Annotated in this window: 20 protein-coding genes; all 20 read left to right on the plus strand. The window is 46.6% G+C overall.

Features of this window, described 5'->3' with window-relative positions; genetic code table 11:
• Positions 1-27 precede the first annotated feature (27 nt).
• The 20 genes from hisS (at position 28) to ureG (ending at position 19,806) form a co-directional block, all read left to right on the plus strand.
• Complete coding sequence (hisS, locus tag AB4484_RS04000; protein ID WP_017062514.1) at positions 28-1,296, plus strand: histidine--tRNA ligase; 1,269 nt, start codon at positions 28-30, stop codon at positions 1,294-1,296.
• A gap of 79 nt (positions 1,297-1,375) precedes the next feature.
• Entirely contained in the window at positions 1,376-1,990 is a 615-nt protein-coding gene (locus tag AB4484_RS04005; protein ID WP_372076536.1) for a YfgM family protein, read from the plus strand.
• A 10-nt stretch (positions 1,991-2,000) separates the two neighbouring features.
• On the plus strand, positions 2,001-3,161 hold the full coding sequence (gene bamB / locus AB4484_RS04010) for an outer membrane protein assembly factor BamB (RefSeq protein WP_048608131.1): 1,161 nt from the start codon (positions 2,001-2,003) through the stop codon (positions 3,159-3,161).
• Positions 3,162-3,319: 158 nt separating this feature from the next.
• Positions 3,320-4,801 carry a ribosome biogenesis GTPase Der gene (der, locus tag AB4484_RS04015; RefSeq protein ID WP_017062511.1) on the plus strand — a complete coding sequence of 494 codons (1,482 nt, stop codon included), beginning with the start codon at positions 3,320-3,322 and terminating at the stop codon, positions 4,799-4,801.
• A 131-nt stretch (positions 4,802-4,932) separates the two neighbouring features.
• Positions 4,933-5,835, plus strand: a complete 903-nt coding sequence (locus AB4484_RS04020) for an alanyl-tRNA editing protein (protein WP_372076538.1) — start codon at positions 4,933-4,935, stop codon at positions 5,833-5,835.
• Between the two features lie 290 nt (positions 5,836-6,125).
• A complete protein-coding gene (locus AB4484_RS04025; protein WP_048613475.1) occupies positions 6,126-7,127 on the plus strand; it encodes a sensor domain-containing diguanylate cyclase in 1,002 nt (333 codons plus the stop codon).
• A gap of 36 nt (positions 7,128-7,163) precedes the next feature.
• Positions 7,164-7,391: a zinc ribbon domain-containing protein gene (locus tag AB4484_RS04030; RefSeq protein ID WP_017056199.1), complete on the plus strand. Its 228-nt coding sequence runs from the start codon at positions 7,164-7,166 to the stop codon at positions 7,389-7,391.
• 560 nt (positions 7,392-7,951) lie between these two features.
• Positions 7,952-9,238 carry an urea ABC transporter substrate-binding protein gene (urtA, locus tag AB4484_RS04035; RefSeq protein WP_048615208.1) on the plus strand — a complete coding sequence of 429 codons (1,287 nt, stop codon included), beginning with the start codon at positions 7,952-7,954 and terminating at the stop codon, positions 9,236-9,238.
• Positions 9,239-9,380: 142 nt separating this feature from the next.
• Positions 9,381-11,009 carry an urea ABC transporter permease subunit UrtB gene (urtB, locus tag AB4484_RS04040; protein ID WP_372076541.1) on the plus strand — a complete coding sequence of 543 codons (1,629 nt, stop codon included), beginning with the start codon at positions 9,381-9,383 and terminating at the stop codon, positions 11,007-11,009.
• Positions 11,010-11,019: 10 nt separating this feature from the next.
• Positions 11,020-12,192: an urea ABC transporter permease subunit UrtC gene (urtC, locus tag AB4484_RS04045; protein WP_050052935.1), complete on the plus strand. Its 1,173-nt coding sequence runs from the start codon at positions 11,020-11,022 to the stop codon at positions 12,190-12,192.
• Positions 12,189-13,031, plus strand: a complete 843-nt coding sequence (gene urtD, locus AB4484_RS04050; RefSeq protein WP_017062506.1) for an urea ABC transporter ATP-binding protein UrtD — start codon at positions 12,189-12,191, stop codon at positions 13,029-13,031. Before urtC ends, urtD begins: the two co-directional genes overlap by 4 nt.
• Position 13,032: 1 nt before the next feature.
• On the plus strand, positions 13,033-13,728 hold the full coding sequence (urtE, locus tag AB4484_RS04055; protein WP_017090946.1) for an urea ABC transporter ATP-binding subunit UrtE: 696 nt from the start codon (positions 13,033-13,035) through the stop codon (positions 13,726-13,728).
• Positions 13,725-14,672 (plus strand): urease accessory protein UreD, encoded by a 948-nt coding sequence (locus tag AB4484_RS04060; RefSeq protein WP_372076544.1) that lies wholly within the window; start codon positions 13,725-13,727, stop codon positions 14,670-14,672. Before urtE ends, AB4484_RS04060 begins: the two co-directional genes overlap by 4 nt.
• A gap of 133 nt (positions 14,673-14,805) precedes the next feature.
• Positions 14,806-15,108, plus strand: a complete 303-nt coding sequence (gene ureA, locus AB4484_RS04065; protein WP_004735119.1) for an urease subunit gamma — start codon at positions 14,806-14,808, stop codon at positions 15,106-15,108.
• 11 nt (positions 15,109-15,119) lie between these two features.
• A complete protein-coding gene (locus tag AB4484_RS04070; RefSeq protein ID WP_004735120.1) occupies positions 15,120-15,455 on the plus strand; it encodes an urease subunit beta in 336 nt (111 codons plus the stop codon).
• A gap of 39 nt (positions 15,456-15,494) precedes the next feature.
• Positions 15,495-17,198, plus strand: coding sequence for an urease subunit alpha (ureC, locus tag AB4484_RS04075; RefSeq protein WP_048614369.1), 1,704 nt, complete (start codon positions 15,495-15,497; stop codon positions 17,196-17,198).
• Positions 17,199-17,275: 77 nt separating this feature from the next.
• Positions 17,276-17,728 (plus strand): urease accessory protein UreE, encoded by a 453-nt coding sequence (gene ureE, locus AB4484_RS04080; RefSeq protein WP_372076546.1) that lies wholly within the window; start codon positions 17,276-17,278, stop codon positions 17,726-17,728.
• A gap of 73 nt (positions 17,729-17,801) precedes the next feature.
• Positions 17,802-18,398: a HupE/UreJ family protein gene (locus AB4484_RS04085; protein ID WP_061039912.1), complete on the plus strand. Its 597-nt coding sequence runs from the start codon at positions 17,802-17,804 to the stop codon at positions 18,396-18,398.
• A gap of 42 nt (positions 18,399-18,440) precedes the next feature.
• Positions 18,441-19,121 carry an urease accessory protein UreF gene (locus tag AB4484_RS04090; RefSeq protein ID WP_061039911.1) on the plus strand — a complete coding sequence of 227 codons (681 nt, stop codon included), beginning with the start codon at positions 18,441-18,443 and terminating at the stop codon, positions 19,119-19,121.
• Between the two features lie 46 nt (positions 19,122-19,167).
• The gene (gene ureG / locus AB4484_RS04095) at positions 19,168-19,806 is read left to right on the plus strand and encodes an urease accessory protein UreG (protein WP_048614361.1); all 639 of its coding nucleotides are present in this window, start codon (positions 19,168-19,170) and stop codon (positions 19,804-19,806) included.
• Positions 19,807-19,814 lie beyond the last annotated feature (8 nt).

Below are 19,814 nucleotides of genomic sequence, written 5' to 3' on the forward strand. Positions count from 1 at the left end.
GTCGTGAGAAATTACGGAATAAATACTGTGGCTAAAAATATCCAAGCAATTCGAGGCATGAACGACTGCCTTCCAACTCAATCACCACTGTGGCAGAAAGTAGAAAGCGCAGTTAAAAACGTGGTGAGCGCATACGGTTACAACGAAGTACGTATGCCTATCGTTGAAGAGACAAACCTATTTAGCCGTGCAGTTGGTGAAGAGACAGACGTTGTTTCTAAAGAGATGTACACCTTTGACGACCGCAATGGCGATAGCCTAACGCTGCGTCCAGAAGGCACAGCAGGTTGTGTACGTTCATGTATTCAAAATAGCCTTATCAACCGTGATGAACAGCGCCTATGGTACATGGGCCCTATGTTCCGTCACGAGCGTCCTCAAAAAGGTCGTTACCGTCAATTCCACCAATGTGGTGTTGAAGTGTTTGGCCTAGACGGTCCAGACGTTGACGCAGAACTTATCATGATGACAGCACGTCTATGGCGTGAGCTAGGCATCGATAAGCACGTTCGCCTAGAGCTGAACTCAATCGGTTCTCAAGAAGATCGCGTAAGCTACCGCACTGCGTTAGTGGCTTTCCTTGAGCAACACATTGATGTGCTTGACGAAGACTGTAAACGTCGCATGCATACTAATCCTCTACGTGTACTTGATACTAAGAACCCTGATGTCCAAGCTATCTTAGGTGACGCACCTCGACTATCTGAATATCTAGGTGAAGAATCGAAGCAACATTTTGCTGGTTTGTGTGAACTTCTTGACGCTGTTGGTATCGAATACCAAGTTAATGAGCGTCTAGTACGTGGCCTAGATTATTACAACCGCACCGTATTTGAGTGGATCACAGACAGCCTTGGTGCTCAAGGTACAGTATGTGGCGGCGGTCGTTACGATGGTCTTGTTGAGCAACTAGGCGGTAAAGCAACCAATGCAGTTGGCTTCGCAATGGGTCTAGAGCGTCTGGTTCTTATGATGGAAACGCTAGAGCTAACAGAAGTTCGTCGTAGCGTTGATGTATACGTAGTTGCTGCTGGCGAAGGTACTATGATCGCGGGCATGCAGTTAGCGAATCAATTACGCGACACCGTTGAAGGCGTGCGTGTAATGAACCACTTCGGTGGTGGTAACTTCAAGAAGCAATTCAAACGTGCTGACAAAGTAGGTGCTGTTGTGGCACTGGTACTTGGTGAGAACGAAGTTGCTGACAATACAGTTGTGCTAAAAGATCTGGTTGGCGGCGAGCAAGAAACCGTGTCTCAAACGGAAGTTGCAGAGAAAGTTGCTGCGCTAATCTAATTAGCCATTGAGCAAACGCTCATAATGAATACTAACGTCAGCACTATGCTGGCGTTTAAAGAATTAAAGAGGACAGGAAGTGGAACTTTACGATAGCGAAGAGCAACAAGTTGAAGCCATTAAAGATTGGTGGAAAGAGAACGGTAAAGCCGTAATCTTTGGTGCGGTTATTGGTTTAGGTGGTCTATTTGGCTGGCGCTATTACCAAGATTCAGTAGTTGAAGCGCGTGAAGTAGCTTCAGAAGGCTACACCTCTGTAATTTCAGCTCTTGATACTAAGGGCGTTGATGCTCAATCTGATATTCAAGCTTTCATCGACGCAAACAAAGACGCTGAGTACTCAGTACTTGCTGCTATGCAATTAGCAAAAGTACAAGTACAAGCGGGTGAGCTAGCAGCAGCACTTGAACAGCTAGAGTGGGCAAAATCGGCAACTAAGGACGCGGCACTTGCGCCACTACTTACTTACCGTGTTGCACGCATCAAAGCTGAGCAAGGTGAATTTGACGCAGCATTGACTGATCTTGCTGCTATGACAGATGAATCTTGGAAAGGCCGTGTTGCTGAACTGCGTGGTGATATCTCACTTCGTAAAGGTGACACTGACGCAGCATACAGTGCTTACACAGAAGCACAGCAAGCTGTTGACGCTAGCCAAACGCTTCAAATCAAACTTGACGACCTAGCTAAATAAGGCGCTTTGAATGAAGAAGATGTTTCCAAAAGCGGCGTTGTGTGCGATTGCTCTTGGCCTACTAGCTGGCTGTGCGGGTGAAGAAGACACCGTAATCATGGCTCCAGTACCAACGGTAAACAGCGAGTTCACTCCTAGTCAGGAGTGGTCTACGTCGGTTGGTGATGGTGTTGGTCACTACTTTTCAAAATTAACGCCAGAATTGGCTTACGACAAAGTGTTTGTTGCAAGCCGTGAAGGTATGGTTAAAGCGCTTGATCCTGATACAGGTAAAGCGCTGTGGAAAGTCGATCTTGAGAAAGACGTACTGGCTCGTTTATCGGGTGGCCTAACGGCGGCTTACGGTAAAGTATTTGTTGGTTCTGAAAATGGCGAAGTGATCGCACTGGAAGAATCGACCGGTGAAGAGCTGTGGCGTGTATCAGTAAATGGCGAGGTGCTTGCATCCCCAGCAACTGATAGCAACATGGTCATTGTTCATACCAGTCGCGGTATGTTGATCGCGTTAGATCAAGCAAGCGGCGAGCAAAAATGGACCATCAGTACGGAAGTACCAAGCCTAACACTGCGTGGCGATAGTTCGCCTGTTGCGGTTTCTGGTGGTGTATTCTGGGGTACAGCAAATGGTCGTCTAGCTGCGGCTATCGTTGACCGTGGTCAGCTTATTTGGCAACAACCAGTAGGCACGCCAAAAGGTGCAACGGAAATTGATCGTTTGGTTGATGTTGATGCATCTCCAATTGTTCTTGGTGGCACACTGTATACCGTAGGTATCAATGGTCAGCTGATTGCTATCGACCTTCGTTCTGGTAAGCCAGTTTGGAAACGTAACTACTCATCAGCGATTGATTTAGCAAGTGATGGCAGCCGTTTGTTCGTTGTTACCGACAAAGATCATGTGGTTGCGGTTGATGCGCGTAGTGGTACTGAACTTTGGAGCACTCCATTGTTAGAAAACCGCTTACTGACAGCACCTGCTATTATTAATGGTTATGTAGTCGTAGGTGATACAGAAGGTTATCTGCACTGGTTAGATCGTTCATCGGGTGAGTTTGTTGCACAACAGCTTGTCGATGATAGCGGCTTTGCGGTTGCACCAATTGAACTGCCTGAAGGCTACTTAGTGACGACTCGCAATGGCGATGTAAAGAAACTAACGATTAGCCAATAAAAGCGTGATATAATTCACAGTCGGCTCCTGGTTGGTAACAGCCAGGAGCCGTTTTGTTGTTAAAAATTAATAAACCGTGTGGTTATAGGTAAGAGTTTAAACTTGCGAACAAGTGCTTACCTATAACTACATTTAGAGAAGAAATTGTAGAGGTTGTTATGGTACCTGTTGTTGCTCTAGTAGGGCGTCCGAACGTAGGTAAATCTACGTTATTTAACCGATTGACTCGAACTCGTGATGCATTGGTTGCGGATTTCCCTGGCTTAACGCGTGACCGTAAATACGGTCATGCTCATTTTAGCGAGCATGACTTTATTGTTATTGACACTGGCGGTATCGACGGTACTGAAGAAGGTGTTGAAACTAAAATGGCTGAACAGTCGCTAGCTGCGATTGATGAAGCTGATGTCGTTCTATTTATGGTAGATGGCCGTGCGGGTCTAACACCTTCAGACGTGGCGATTGCTAAGCACCTACGTCAACTAGAAAAGCCTTCAATGCTAGTAGTAAACAAGGTTGATGGTATCGACCCTGATGCTGCAAGTGCTGACTTCTGGCAACTAGGCGTAGAAGACATGTACCAAATCGCTGCGGCGCATGGTCGTGGTGTTACTGCACTTATTGATCTTGCTCTTAATCCATTCGCTGAAGCGCTAAAAGCTGAGAATGGCGAAGTAAGCGATTTAACTGAGTTTGAAGACGAAGAAGAAGAGCAGGTTGAATTTACAGAAGAAGAAGCTGAAGCAGAATTCAAGCGTCTTCAAGATCAACCGATCAAGCTAGCGATCATTGGTCGTCCTAACGTAGGTAAATCAACGCTAACTAACCGTATTCTTGGTGAAGAGCGTGTGGTTGTTTACGATATGCCAGGTACGACTCGTGACTCTATCTACATCCCAATGCAGCGTGATGAGCGTGAATACGTTCTCATCGATACTGCGGGTGTTCGTCGTCGTAAAAACATCAACGAAACGGTAGAGAAGTTCTCAGTGGTTAAAACACTGAAAGCGATTGAAGATGCTAACGTTGTACTGCTGCTTATCGATGCTCGCGAAAACATCTCTGATCAAGATCTAAGCTTGCTAGGCTTTGCGTTGAACGCTGGTCGTTCAATTGTTATTGCGGTAAACAAGTGGGATGGCCTAGATAACGACGTTAAAGAACGCGTTAAGAAAGAGCTAGACCGTCGCTTAGGCTTCGTTGATTTCGCACGTATTCACTTTATCTCTGCACTTCACGGTACAGGTGTTGGTCACTTGTTTGAGTCAGTACAAGAAGCTTACAAGTCAGCGACGACTCGTGTTGGTACTTCTGTTCTAACTCGTATCATGAAGATGGCGACTGATGATCACCAACCGCCTATGGTTCGTGGCCGTCGTGTGAAACTGAAATACGCGCACGCTGGTGGCTACAACCCACCGATTATCGTTATCCACGGTAACCAAGTTCGTAACTTGCCAGATTCATACAAACGATTCTTGATGAACTACTACCGTCGTTCACTAGAGATTATGGGTACACCTATTCGCATTCAATTCCAGAACAGCGAGAACCCATTTGAAGCTAAGACAAACAAGCTAACAATTTCTCAAGAACGTAAACGTAAACGTATGATGAGCATGGTTAAAGGTCGTAAGTAAACCTTTCCAATAGATTTGATACCCGAGCCTGTCTCGGGTATTTTTTTAAGCAAAATTCACGTTAAGCCATAACAATACGTTTTTATCATCATGGCTCAACGAATCAGACTAGATTCCAAAAGAAGAACGATATGACTACTAGCGATTTGATTACACCTGCGTCAGCAATCACACCAACCATCACTCAATTTTGTCATCAGGCTTGGCAGCTCAATGCTAAAGCGCTGTACGTTGAAAGCGACGACAGCAAAACTTACCTGATCACCGACTTAACACCTTTCCACCCAGTGAGTCATATTTGGCCAGATCACCCTGCAGACCAAGGTTTTGTGAATGGCGGTGACGTGCAATATCCCGTTGAAGACTGTCTTGTTGGTGCAATAGAACAATCTACTGGCAAGCTTCATATCGCAGCAGATATCCCTGTTAAGCGTGATACAGAAGGGTGGGCGTTTGTGGTTGTCCACCAGCTACCCGCATCTGCTTCTATGATTAAGGTTAGCGACGAAGTCGTGTTGTCGGTTGATAAAGAGTACCAAGCCAGTTTGAGCCGTGGTCACAGTGCTGGTCACATCGCTTTCCTAGCCTTGAATAAAGTATTGGCTGAAAGCTACTGGCGTAAAGATGCGGACAGAAAAGATCCGCTTGGCAGTTATGACTTCAATAGCTACGCACAAGTGACGAGCTTTGTGACTCCAGAGCTGTGTACCGATAAGTATCGTTTAGGCAAAACCCTCAAGAAGCGCGGTTTGAACGTTGCAGACATGCTAGCAAACCTTGATGGCATTGAAGCCGACATCAACCAAATGATTGCGGGCTGGCTTGCAGAGCCGACGCCAGTTGCGATGCGACTGGAAGGCGAGGCATTAACAGACTCTCGCTATTGGGAATGGCAGTTGAATGCCGACACTTTAGTGTCTATTCCGTGTGGTGGTACTCACATTGAGAACACCTCAGAGCTTAAGGCATTGTCCGTTAAGTTAACCCAGTTAGATGACCAGCATATTGAAATGCTGACGCATGTAATTCGATGATTTAGACTACAGATCGAAATAGCTTGTGCTGTTTATTTTGATTTTTACATGTAACTTTTAATATAAATAACTATTTAAAATTGAAATGCAGCACATGTAACTTATGCTTTCGGTGTGTGGTGATATAAATATTCTTTTTGGGGTAGATCGCTGATCAAAATAGATAAAGCGAAAGATCAACCTATGATCTTCGATTGTGTGTCGTACTAATTTAGTGTGTTATTATTAACCAATAACAAGCTTGCATAAGAACAAGCTGTACCCGATTACACAATTGAAAGCCTTAGTGAATGGAACAACAATTTTTATTAGAAGGCCATCGAGCCGTCAATAGTTTGCTGCGGAAGCTTGCGCTTGGGATGGATCGCAAAGATTTAAATCACAAGATTATTCAGCTTACCGAGCAGCTTTTTGGGCAGCGAATGGCTTCAATTCTACTGCTCAACTCAGAGTCTAAAACGTTACACCTTGAATATGCCCCAAACCTGCCTGATTTTTACAATCAACAGATAGAAGGGGTAGGAATTGGTGCGGGGATAGGCTCTTGTGGCGAGGCAGCTGCGCTTAAGAAAGCAGTGATGGTCTCTAACATAAATGCGCACCCAAACTGGGCACCTTTTTTAGCCCTCACAAATCAAGCGAATTTGCATGCCTGTTGGTCGGTCCCCATTATCTCGTCACGCGGTAATGTGTTGGGTACCTTCGCTATTTATAGTCAGTACATCTCTGAACCACATGAATTTGAGCTCGAGATCTTAGAACTACTGGCCTCCCTGTACTCGGTAGCACTTGAAAAGTTCGAGTTGGAGAATCAGCTTAACTTTTTCGCTAATCGGGATTCTCTGACTCATTGTTTGAATCGTCGCGCACTGTTCAATGAAGCCGAAAAAGTCTTGGCTAAGCGATGTTTTTCAGAAAAGGTGATGGCGTGTCTGTTTGTGGATGTCGATAAGTTCAAATCAATAAATGATACCTATGGCCACAGTTTCGGTGACGATGTGTTGCTGGCGGTTGCCGAGGTTCTTGATGAGGCAACCACAGCATGTGCCAAGATAGGCCGTTATGGTGGCGATGAGTTCGTGGTGTTCTCTTGCTTTGATGATCAAGAAAGCGTTGTTAGCTTCTACCACAGCTTAGAGAAAGCACTGCAACAAGCGCTTTATATCAATGACGTGCAGTTTTCAGTGAGTGTCGGGCTATCTTGTGACAAAGATCCTCAAGGATTAGACCAGTTGATCGCACAAGCTGATAAGAACATGTACCAAATCAAGCAAGCCAAGTCCCAGCAGTAGTAGATTGTAAAAATAGTCGTAAATTAGGAAATGCTAATGAGTGAAAATATCTGCCCTAAATGCCAGTCTGAGCTAGCTTGGGATGGCAAGTATCACTGTGAAAGTTGTCAGGCTCACTTTACTAAAGTTGGGTTTTGTCCTGAGTGCAGCAGCCAACTTGAGAAGCTTCAAGCCTGTGGTGCGGCGAGCTATTTTTGCAACGGTGATTGCAACGAGTTGAAGTCTAAATCGAGAGTAAAATTCGAATTTCAACCAGCGGAATAGCCTTAAACTACATGGTTTGAACGACTATCGGTGATGTTATACCAGAGACTCAATACTAGGGCGTGTTGACCTTTCGCGGTTAAATTTTGTTCGAGATAAAAGCGTTTTAATCGCGGCGAGGGAGAAGTAGCCTAGTCATTCTAAGCAAATCTCCCTCAACAAAGAGTAAAACGCTTTTAGCCGAACCCTTCGGGCAGCGTTTGCTGGTCATTTCTACTACGTTATCGGCTTCTCATGTAGGCTAGCTACACATCAAAGCCTCTGCCTTGTATAAATACCCAGCAACTCGCTGCAAAAATCAGCTCGAAAGATCAACATGCCCTAAAGTGTTGGGTCTTTTTTGTATCTGAAGAACAGGAATGTGTCATCTTGGTTCATTCCCACCGTCACTGCACCAGTATGAAACATAGTTACATGATTGCTATGCACTCTATTGGTGTGAGTTTCTTTTAAATTCTATTAATACAATTACTTATAAATAATTTCGCTGGTTTATAAGTTTGGCACTCTTCTTGTAACTCTGTAATTGAATAACAAAAATACAATTATGGAGTAATATCATGAACAAGGTGTTCAATTTATCGCTAGCTGCACTGTGTACAACACTTTCATTTTCTTCTGCAACAGTGTTTGCTGCTGATGAGACCATCAAGGTCGGTGTTCTACACTCACTCTCTGGCACTATGGCGATTAGTGAGACCACGCTAAAAGATACCGTGCTAATGCTTATCGAAGAGCAGAACAAAAAGGGCGGTTTGCTTGGTAAGAAGCTAGAGCCTGTTGTGGTTGACCCTGCGTCAAACTGGCCGCTATTTGCTGAGAAAGCGCGTGAGCTTATCGAAAAAGAGAAAGTGGATGTGGTGTTCGGTGGTTGGACATCGGTATCACGTAAATCGATGCTGCCTGTTTTTGAAGAACTCAACAGCATCCTTTTCTACCCAGTACAGTATGAAGGTGAAGAGTCTTCTAAAAACGTTTTCTACACCGGTGCCGCGCCAAACCAACAAGCGATCCCTGCAGTGGATTACTTGATGGAAGAGCTTGAAGTTGAGCGCTGGGTACTTGCAGGTACCGATTACGTTTACCCACGTACTACCAATAAGATCTTAGAAGCTTACCTCAAAGATAAAGGTGTCGCAGAAGAAGACATCATGATCAACTATACGCCATTTGGTCACTCTGATTGGCAATCTATCGTTTCAGACATCAAAAGGTTCGGCGAAGCAGGCAAGAAAACCGCTGTGGTTTCTACTGTGAACGGCGATGCGAACGTACCTTTCTATAAAGAGCTCGGCGCTCAAGGCATTTCATCTGAAGACATCCCAGTTATTGCATTCTCTGTTGGTGAAGAAGAACTGTCAGGTATGGACACGGAACCACTGGTAGGTCACCTAGCGGCATGGAACTACTTCATGAGTGTTGATACCGAAGCCAATGAAGAGTTCGTTGAAACGTGGCAGTCGTTCATCAAGAGTGAAAAGCGTGTCACCAATGACCCAATGGAAGCGCACTATGTTGGCTTCAATATGTGGGCTCAAGCGGTCACTAATGCGGGCACAACCGATCCTGAATCTGTGCAAGATGCCTTGATTGGTGTGTCTGTTCCTAACCTTTCTGGTGGCTACTCAACCATGCTGCCAAACCACCACATCACCAAACCAGTACTGATCGGTGAGATCCAAGACGATGGTCAATTCGACATTGTTTGGGAAACCACAGGTCTCGTTGCGGGTGATGCTTGGTCGAGCTACTTACCTGAATCGGCAAAACTGTTCTCTAGCTGGTCGAAGCCATTCTCATGTGGTGCGTTTAACGTCGAAACGAAGAAGTGTTCTGGCGGTAACTAGAGCGTCAATTCAGGAATATTGAGCCTTGTCTTTAGTCAATATAGCTAAGGTAAGGCTCACTACTTCTCAGGTAACAATAATTATCCACGTATCCATCAAGTAAAAATAACAATATCTAGCTCGATGGACTAAGGAAGCAGGGATGAAAAACGCATTAAACGTATTTAAGGCGCTGTTGCTCATGGCAGTCAGTGCTCAGTTGGCTTTTGCGGGAATAACGGATGAAGCTAGCTTTACCAAGGCGCTAGTTGGTAAGAAAACATCGGATAAAGAATTAGCTATTGATTGGGTGATTGAGACGCAAACGGAAGATGTGTCGAAACCTATTCTGGATGGTTGGTTAAATGGAAACCTTTACTATTTTGGTGATAAACAGAGCGAGCAGTATAAACAGCTCTACCTCATTCAAAGCATCAAAACAGCGACGTCAGCTCAGTCAGTATGGGATGATTCAACGCTGAATATCGAGAATGCGAGACAGTTTAAAAAGGTTCGCGTGAATAACAAACTTCGCGGGATCTTGCGCGGGGAAATTGCTTCTATTGGACTGAACAGCAGTAATCCTGATGTGCGTTATAAAGCTGTTTTGGATCTACTAGGGACTAAAGACGCTGACATCATCGAACGCATAGCTGAACTCAGAGCCAACGAATCAGAGGGCAAAGTGTCAGAACTGATGGACCTCTCATTGGCTATTTATAGCTCCCTTGATAAAAGCGCAACCATTGAAGAACGAGTCATGTCGATTGAGCGAGTTGGTGACTTCAAACACTCGGTCGTTCTGAAAACACTGAATCAACTGTTAAACACTGAGCAAGATCCAAGCATTACCGTTGCAGCAGAACGTGCGATGGATAGCTACCAACAAAGCCAAGCACTCTATTCGGGTGTAGAAACCGTATTCTTCGGTTTGAGCTTAGGCTCGGTATTGGTACTGGCAGGCATTGGCTTAGCGATTACCTTTGGTGTGATGGGCGTTATCAACATGGCTCATGGCGAGCTGATCATGATTGGCGCTTACACCACCTACGTATTGCAGTTGTTGATGCCGAATCATATTGGCCTAGCGCTGATACTTTCCATTCCAGCGGCATTCATTGTGTCTGGCTTAGTGGGCATTGCGATTGAGCGAAGTGTGATTCGTCATCTTTATGGTCGCCCATTGGAAACCTTACTCGCGACCTTTGGTATTAGCCTGATCTTGCAGCAAGCCGTTCGCTCGATTTTCTCTCCTTTGAACCGCTCAGTGAGCACACCTGAATGGATGTCTGGCGCACTTCAATTGAACCCAATGTTGTCCCTGACCTACAACCGCCTTTACATCATTCTCTTCTGTGGTTTGGTGTTTATGGGCTTATTGATGGTTCTGAAAAAGACACCACTAGGCTTGCAGGTTCGTGCTGTTTCTCAAAACCGTGGGATGGCTCGTGCGATGGGTATTCGTTCTGAGCGAGTTGATGCGATGACCTTCGGTTTAGGCTCTGGCGTTGCGGGTGTTGCAGGAGTGGCACTTTCTCAACTGACCAACGTTGGCCCTAATATGGGACAGGCGTACATCATCGATTCGTTCATGGTGGTGGTATTCGGCGGTGTTGGCAACCTATGGGGCACGCTAGTCGCAGGCTTAAGCCTTGGTCTGTTCAATAAGATTTTAGAACCATGGGCTGGTGCGGTTCTCGCCAAGATTCTGGTACTGGTTTTCATCATTCTATTTATTCAAAAACGCCCACGCGGACTCTTCCCGCAACGTGGTCGTGCGGCTGAAGGTTAAGGACAACATCATGCAGTCAAAATCATTTGTACTTTCGGCGATGCGTGGTGACAAAGGTGGCCAACTGACCATCCTTGCCATTCTTGCGGCCGTTATTCTTATCCCACTGGCTAACACCATGTTGCCAAGTGGGCATCCGCTTCATGTCGAGACTTTCACTATCTCGCTGATGGGCAAATACCTGAGCTACGCAATGTTGGCGTTGGCGCTCGATCTTGTGTGGGGCTATCTCGGAATATTGAGCCTCGGCCACGGTGCTTTCTTTGCGCTTGGTGGTTATGCGATGGGCATGTACTTGATGCGTCAGATTGGTGACCGTGGGGTTTATGGTGATCCAATCCTGCCTGACTTTATGGTGTTCCTTGATTGGTCTGCGTTGCCGTGGTTCTGGCAGGGCTTTGATCAGTTCTGGTTTGCTTGTCTGATGGTGGTGCTAGTGCCGGGCGCATTGGCTTACTTGTTTGGTTATTTAGCTTTCCGCTCTCGTGTGTCCGGTGTGTATCTTTCTATCATGACTCAGGCGTTAACTTACGCATTGATGCTGGCATTCTTCCGCAACGAGATGGGCTTTGGTGGCAACAACGGACTGACAGACTTTAAAGACATCATCGGTCTGAGCTTGCAAAGTGATGCGGTCAAGATAGGTCTGTTTGTCGCGACTGGTATTGCGCTTATTCTCAGCTACATCGCTTGTCGTATGGTGGTGACCAGTCGATTAGGTCGTGTGGCATTAGCGATTCGTGATACGGAATCACGCACTCGCTTTATGGGCTACGACGTCGATGGCATCAAGCTGTGGGTGTTCGTTCTTTCTGCGGTTATCGCGGGTATTGCCGGGGCTTTATATGTTCCTCAAGTTGGCATCATTAACCCGGGAGAATTTGCTCCTCTTAACTCGATTGAGATTGTGGTTTGGGTAGCCTTAGGCGGCCGTGCCACTCTGTTTGGCGCCATTGTCGGTGCATTGATCATCAACTACGCCAAGAGCTGGTTTACGGTTGAGTTCCCAGAGGTGTGGTTATTTGCTCTGGGTGGACTCTTCGTACTCTCGACCATGTACTTCCCACAAGGTGTGATTGGCTTTGTCAGTGAAAAATGGCAGCAGCTGCGCAAGGCATCAAATGGGAAAAACCAAGATAAAGATAAGGATGATCAGCACAAAGCCAAGGAGGTAATTGCATGACCACATTTAATAGCGTAAAGGAATCGGTTCAGGCGTTCACTCGTCGAGACGAAGTCTTTGATTACCTCAAACCCGATATTCATCCTGCCATCGATACTCGTCATAACGTGCTGTTGTATGTCGAAGGCGTCAATAAAAGCTTCGATGGTTTCCAAGCGATAAACGACCTCAACCTCTACATCAAAGAGGGAGAGCTTCGCTGCATCATAGGTCCTAATGGGGCAGGTAAAACCACCATGATGGACATCATCACAGGTAAAACTAAGCCGGATACTGGCGAGGTGTGGTTGGGTTCGAACATCAACTTATTGAAGATGAACGAAGCCGAAATCGCCAATGCAGGCGTTGGGCGTAAATTCCAAAAACCGACCGTGATTGAGTGTTTAACCGTGTGGCAGAACCTTGAATTAGCCATGGCCGGTGACCGCTCAGTGTGGGCGACGTTCACTGCTGTGATGTCTGGTGAACAGAAAGACAAACTGACCTCTGTGCTTGAGCTGATTCATTTAAAAGACGAAGCGGCGAATTTGGCAGGTAACCTGTCTCACGGGCAAAAGCAGTGGTTAGAGATCGGCATGTTATTGATGCAAAACCCTAAGCTGTTGCTGGTGGATGAACCCGTGGCAGGTATGACTCACCAAGAGATGGACCGCACCTCTGAGTTACTTAACTCACTGGCAGGCAAGCACTCTGTGGTCGTGGTTGAACACGATATGGATTTCGTTCGTTCTATCGCCAGCCATGTCACCGTGCTTCATCAAGGTCATGTGTTGGCTGAAGGCACCATGGATCAAGTGCAGGCTCACCCTGAAGTTAAACAAGTTTATCTCGGAGAATAGGATGTTAGAGGTTAAATCAGTTAATCAATATTACGGTGAGAGCCACACGCTGTGGGATTTGGATATGCAGATCCCAGAAGGTAAATGCACGGTGTTAATGGGGCGAAATGGCGTCGGTAAAACTACGTTGCTGCAATGCATCATGGGGTTGGTTAAGGTCGAAAGCGGTGACATCTCATTATCGGGCGAGTCGCTTCTGAAAACCGATGCTGAAGATCGTGCTCGCCAAGGCATCGGCTATGTGCCGCAAGGTCGTCAGATCTTTCCGATGCTTACCGTTCAAGAAAACCTAGAAGTAGGCTTACCGATTCGAGAAAAGGGCGACCGTAAGATCCCAGAGTTCATCTTCGATATATTCCCAGTATTAAAAGAGATGCTGCATCGTCGCGGTGGTGATTTATCTGGTGGTCAGCAGCAGCAACTCGCGATTGGGCGTGCGCTGGTGGTTAATCCAAAGCTGTTGATATTGGATGAACCGACAGAAGGTATTCAGCCCAATATCGTGCAAGAGATTGGTGACATCATTCGCATGCTCAACGAGAAGATGGGGCTCACCGTCCTGCTTGTTGAGCAGAAGCTGCCATTTGCGAGAAAGGTCGGTGACCGATTTTGCATTCTCGACCGTGGTCGTCAGGTAGCAGAAGGTGAAATGAAAGGGCTCAATGAGTCTTTGATTAAGGAGTACCTAACCGTATGAGCTCTCTATATTCTTCGAGTGAAGCAATAAACACTTCTTTAGCGGGAGTGTTGTCTCTGAATGAGACCATCGAACAAGATATCCGAGACGGTTGGCAAGCGAGCTTAAGCCTCACTTTTGTCGACCGCGGTGATAAAACCGTATTAAAGAATCGTCAGCAGTCTGGTCCGCTTGCGGTGCAGCGTCCCTTGTATCCTGATGGGGAAACGTGTCACACCTACTTACTTCATCCCCCCGGCGGAGTGGTAGGTGGTGACACACTTAATATTGAAGCGACCATCGAAAGCGGTGCGCATGCGTTGATCACTACACCCGGTGCGACCAAGTTTTATCGCTCAAACAACAAGTACGCCAAGCAGAAGCAGACCTTACGAGTGAAGAAAGATGCACGCTTGGAATGGATGCCGCAAGAGAACATCTTTTTCCCGAATGCACACGTTCGTTTAGACACTGAAATTCGCCTAGAAAAGGGTGCACAATTTTGGGGTTGGGAGATGCACTGTTTTGGGCGTCCTGCACAGAATGAGGGATTCGAGCATGGTCACCTCGTTGGAAAAACTGAAATCTATCTTGATAATCAAAGGCTTCTGACTGAAGGTTTTAATTTTCACGGTGGCGATAAGTTAATGATAAATATGGGGTTACTTGATTATTCAATGATGGGAACCTTTTATATCACTTCAAATGAGAAGCAAGATTTAGAGTTGGTACAGAGCTTGCTCTTATCTATTACACAGCAAGCTTCACAGCAATCAGTTACATCAAAAACGTCGAGTGAACCCACATTAATATTGGGTGCGACTCAGATAGAAGGATTGATTGTGGTGCGAGCCTTGGGTAATTGGAGTGAAGACATCCTCCAGGCCTTTGGTCAGATATGGCAAGCAACTCGCTCTCATTTATGTGGTACGACTCCTGATTTACCAAGGATTTGGGCGACTTAGCGATTAGTCCTTTTTGTACCTAGGGTGACTTCCGACCCTAGGTACATTTTTTCAAGCTTGCTGTGATTGAATCCCACTTACTGCTCATGCGTTTTTGAGCAATAAGAAAACAACACTAACAGCGGGCGGCTAAATGGAATTAACACCAAGAGAAAAAGATAAGCTACTTATCTTCTGCGCAGGAATGCTGGCACAGCAGCGCAAACAAAAAGGCTTAAAACTCAACTATCCAGAATCTATCGCACTGATCAGCAGTGCCATTCTTGAAGGTGCCCGCGAGGGAAAAACAGTTTCAGAATTAATGGATTTTGGACGCACACTTCTTACTGTCGATGACGTTATGGAGGGGATCCCTTCTATGATCCCTGATGTACAAGTCGAAGCCACTTTTCCTGATGGCACCAAGCTGGTGACCGTTCATGAACCTATCGTCTAGGGAGAAGTAATATGGCTGGTTCCACAAAACAATACTCAGGATTCGTTCCCGGAAAAGTAGAAACCGCACCCGGTGACATCACTCTCAATGAAGGCCGCGACACAACGTCCGTTAAGGTACAAAACATTGGCGATCGTCCTGTTCAAATTGGCTCTCATTACCACTTCTATGAAGCAAACCCATCACTGATCTTTGACCGAGAAGCCACTAAAGGTTTTCGACTCAATATTCCTGCTGGTACTGCAACCCGCTTTGAACCGGGTCAGTCGCGCAGCGTCGAGTTAGTGCGTTACGCCGGTAAGTTAGAGATCTATGGCTTCCAAGGAAAGGTGATGGGCAAGCTCTAAGCGCTCCCACGGAATAATGAAAATAACAAAGGATTGAACATGGCGACGATATCCAGACAGGCTTATGCCGAAATGTTTGGGCCAACAGTCGGTGACCGAGTGCGTCTTGCTGACACTGATTTATGGCTAGAAGTTGAAAAAGATTATACCGTATACGGCGACGAAGTGAAATTCGGCGGCGGCAAAGTTATCCGTGATGGACAAGGGCAAAGCCAACGTCCAAGTGCCGAAACGCCAGATTTGGTGATCACCAACGCGATCGTGTTGGATTACTGGGGCATCGTAAAAGCGGATGTCGCCATCAAAGATGGTCGCGTTCAGGCATTGGGTAAAGCGGGCAACCCAGATGTTCAACCGGGCGTTGATATTGTGATTGGCCCAGGCACGGAAATTTTAGCCGGTGAAGGTTCAATCCTGACTGCTGGTGGTATTGATTCACACATCCACTTTATCTGCCCACAACAGATTGAAGAGGCGCTGGCATCCGGTGTGACAACCATGATCGGCGGTGGCACGGGGCCAAATACCGGCACCAACGCGACCACATGTACGCCGGGGCCTTGGAACATGCACCGAATGCTGGAGTCACTCGATCAATTCCCGATGAACTTTGGTTTGTTAGGCAAAGGCAATGCAAGTCAGCCTGAAGCATTGCGTGAACAAGTCGCTGCTGGAGCTGTGGGTTTGAAGTTGCACGAAGATTGGGGAACAACCCCCGCTTCAATCGATACCTGCTTGAGCGTTGCTGACGAGATGGACGTACAAGTCGCGATTCATACCGATACCTTGAATGAGTCTGGCTTTGTTGAATCAACACTTGGCGCAATTGGCGACCGAGTGATTCATACCTACCACACTGAAGGTGCGGGCGGTGGTCATGCTCCCGATATTATCCGTGCGGCAGGTGAACCCAACGTTCTGCCTTCATCAACTAACCCAACACGACCTTACACGGTTAATACGGTCGATGAGCACTTAGACATGTTGATGGTGTGTCATCACCTTTCACCGTCGATTGCCGAAGATGTCGCGTTTGCTGAATCGCGTATTCGCCGTGAAACCATTGCCGCAGAAGACATTCTTCATGACTTGGGCGCGTTCTCGATGATCGCCTCGGATTCTCAAGCGATGGGACGAGTGGGCGAGGTAGTAACACGTACTTGGCAAACCGCACACAAGATGAAAGTGCAGCGTGGCAGCCTAAAAGAAGATTCAGACTACAGCGATAACTTCCGTTTAAGACGCTATGTTGCTAAGTACACCATCAACCCAGCGATCACTCATGGTATGTCTCATGAAATCGGTTCTATCGAAGCAGGGAAATTAGCAGATTTAGTGTTGTGGAAGCCCGCTTTCTTTGGCGTGAAACCAAGCGTGATTTTGAAAGGCGGCATGATCGCCATGGCGCCGATGGGTGACCCAAATGCTTCAATCCCAACCCCTCAGCCAGTCCATTACCGCTCTATGTTTGGTAGCTACGGTAAGGCATGTCAAAACACATCAATGCTGTTTGTCTCTAAGGAAGCCAAAGCGCAGAACATTGATAAACAGTTGGGTCTGCAGAGTTTGATTGGCGTAGTAAGTAACTGCCGAAATATCAGCAAAGCCGACATGAAGCTCAATGATTGGATGCCGAAGATTGAGGTGGATTCTCAGACGTACCAAGTACGCGCCGATGGTGAATTGCTGACCTGTGAGCCTGCTGAAGAGCTGCCAATGGCTCAGCGGTACTTTCTATTCTAAGCCTTTGACTAAAGAATCTTATTTTAGTGACCCTATTTTGAACGTTATAAATCTCACAAGGAGATTGAGGTAATAGCATGATTGAACTGACTCAACTGAATACTCAAATACAAAATGCACCGGACGGCTATTTGAGCCTGCCGATCGATAGCCGCATTAAAAGCCGCCTTAAGGTGATGCTAGATGACGGGCGCAATGCAGGGCTGTTTCTACCTCGAGGTCATATCTTGCGTGGTGGTGAACAACTTTCAAGTGAATGTGGTTTAGTCGTAGAAGTGAAAGCTGCACCTGAAACTGTTTCGACTGTTTACTGTGAAGACCCACATTTGCTAACGCGAGTGGCGTATCACCTTGGCAACCGTCATGTTCCGTTGCAAGTGGAAGCGGGTTGGGTTCGTTACCAACACGACCATGTTTTGGATGAAATGGTTGAAGGTTTAGGCGCGAAGGTGACTAGCGAGAAACAACCGTTTGAGCCAGAAGGCGGCGCTTATGGCGGTCGCTCAGGTGGACATCATCACCATCATTAATCGAGTCATTTGAGACTCTCCCATTTATAGATACAACCACGATATTAATAATTATAAACGCAAGGAACTCGCGATGAACTTTAAAACAGCAGCAGGCTTATGCACTTTCACAATAGCTTCTCTAACAACATCAACGATGGCATTGGCTCACCCGGGGCACGGTTCGCATTCGGTTCATGAGTCTCACTCATTTATGTCTGGCTTAACTCACCCTGTGACAGGTATGGATCATCTGATCATGTTGATCGCTTTCGGTCTGTTAATTGGCGCACTTTCATTTTCCACCAAGACAAAAGCCGCTCTGATTGGCGGCGGGTTGGCGTCTTTGGTGGTAGGACTTATCGCAGGCCAAGCCTTAGGTTTCTCTGTAATTGTTGAACCTGCAATCATCGCTTCTCTATTCGTTGTCAGCCTATGTTTATGGCACGTGTTCTCACCATCGACTAAGCGTGTGAACAGTGTATTAGTAGCTTCGATTGGCATGTTGTTTTTCCATGGTTATGCGCATGGCGTTGAAGCGGCAAGTAACCTAACTCAGTTTGCAACCGGTATGAGCATCACTGCTTTGGCTTTGATGGTTATCGGTGCTTTTGTTGGCCGCGCGGTTTACTCAAAATGGATGTCGGTTGGTGTGGCTTCAGCAAGCGCACTATTACTGCTAGGCGCGTAAGCTCTCGAACTTATTTGACTCTAGAAGACTGAGGGCACGGTTATGACCACAACAGAAAATGTCGCCATCTATCGTCTGTTTCAATTGATCAGTCCGTCATTGCCGATTGGTGGGTTCACTTACTCGCAAGGTTTAGAGTTAGCGGTTGAAGCGGGGTGGGTGAACGATCGCAACAGTATGGAACAGTGGCTCAATACCATCGTCAGTTCCAGTGTCGCGACTTTGGAATTGCCGATCTTAGAGCGTCTTTACCACGCTCTAGAAAAGGGTGAACTCGATGAGATTGAGCACTGGTGTAACTACTTGTACTCAAGCCGTGAAACCAGTGAATTGCGAGCGGAAGAGAAACAGCGTGGGCAAGCATTGAATACTTTGTTGAAGCGCTTAGATATCGATATTTCGCTGGTGGATTCTGTTGATAGTCATCCAAACCAATTGTTGGGCATGTGTATGGCAGCCCAGCATTGGGGCATTGATTTAGAAAGTCTCAAGCAGGGTTATTTATGGAGTTGGCTTGAAAATATCGTTACCGCAGGCGTGAAACTGGTGCCTTTAGGGCAAACCGACGGGCAGTTGGCATTGATCAATATCACCAACACCTTTCCTGAGGTGATCGAAAAGGCCCGCGTGATAGAAGATTGGATGGTAGGCAGCTTTTCGCCATCAATGGCATTAGCAAGCTCACTGCACGAAACACAATACACGAGACTATTTCGTTCGTAGCGGTCAGCTCGAACGATGTAGTGAAAAGAATATAAGGAAGTAGACAATGGAAAGTTATAAGCAACCCCTTCGAATTGGTATTGGCGGCCCAGTAGGGTCTGGTAAAACAGCGCTGTTAGAGGTGCTATGTAAAGCTATTCGCGACAAGCTCAACATTGCTGTGGTAACCAACGACATCTACACCCAAGAAGACGCAAAGATACTCACGCGAGCAGAAGCGCTAGAACCGGATCGTATCATTGGTGTTGAAACGGGTGGCTGTCCGCACACGGCGATCCGTGAAGATGCGTCGATGAACTTAGCTGCGGTAGAAGAGCTCGCTAAGCTGCACAAAAACCTCGATGTGGTATTCGTCGAAAGCGGTGGCGACAACCTCAGTGCCACGTTCAGCCCTGAGTTAGCCGACCTGACCATCTACGTGATTGATGTAGCGGAGGGGGAGAAGATCCCACGTAAAGGCGGGCCGGGTATTACGCGTTCTGATCTACTGGTTATCAATAAGATCGACTTAGCACCGTATGTTGGTGCGTCGCTTGAAGTGATGGAGCAAGATACTCAACGCATGCGACCAACTAAGCCATACGTGTTCACCAACTTAAAAGAGAGCCAAGGCTTAGACTTCATCATCAACTTTATTGTGACGGAAGGGATGCTGACCATGAAGGAGCCTTCTGCTACTGAGTAGAGTTTGAG

It is taken from the genome of Vibrio sp. 10N.261.46.A3, from assembly GCF_041472995.1.
GTDB classification, from domain to species: Bacteria; Pseudomonadota; Gammaproteobacteria; order Enterobacterales; family Vibrionaceae; genus Vibrio; species Vibrio coralliirubri.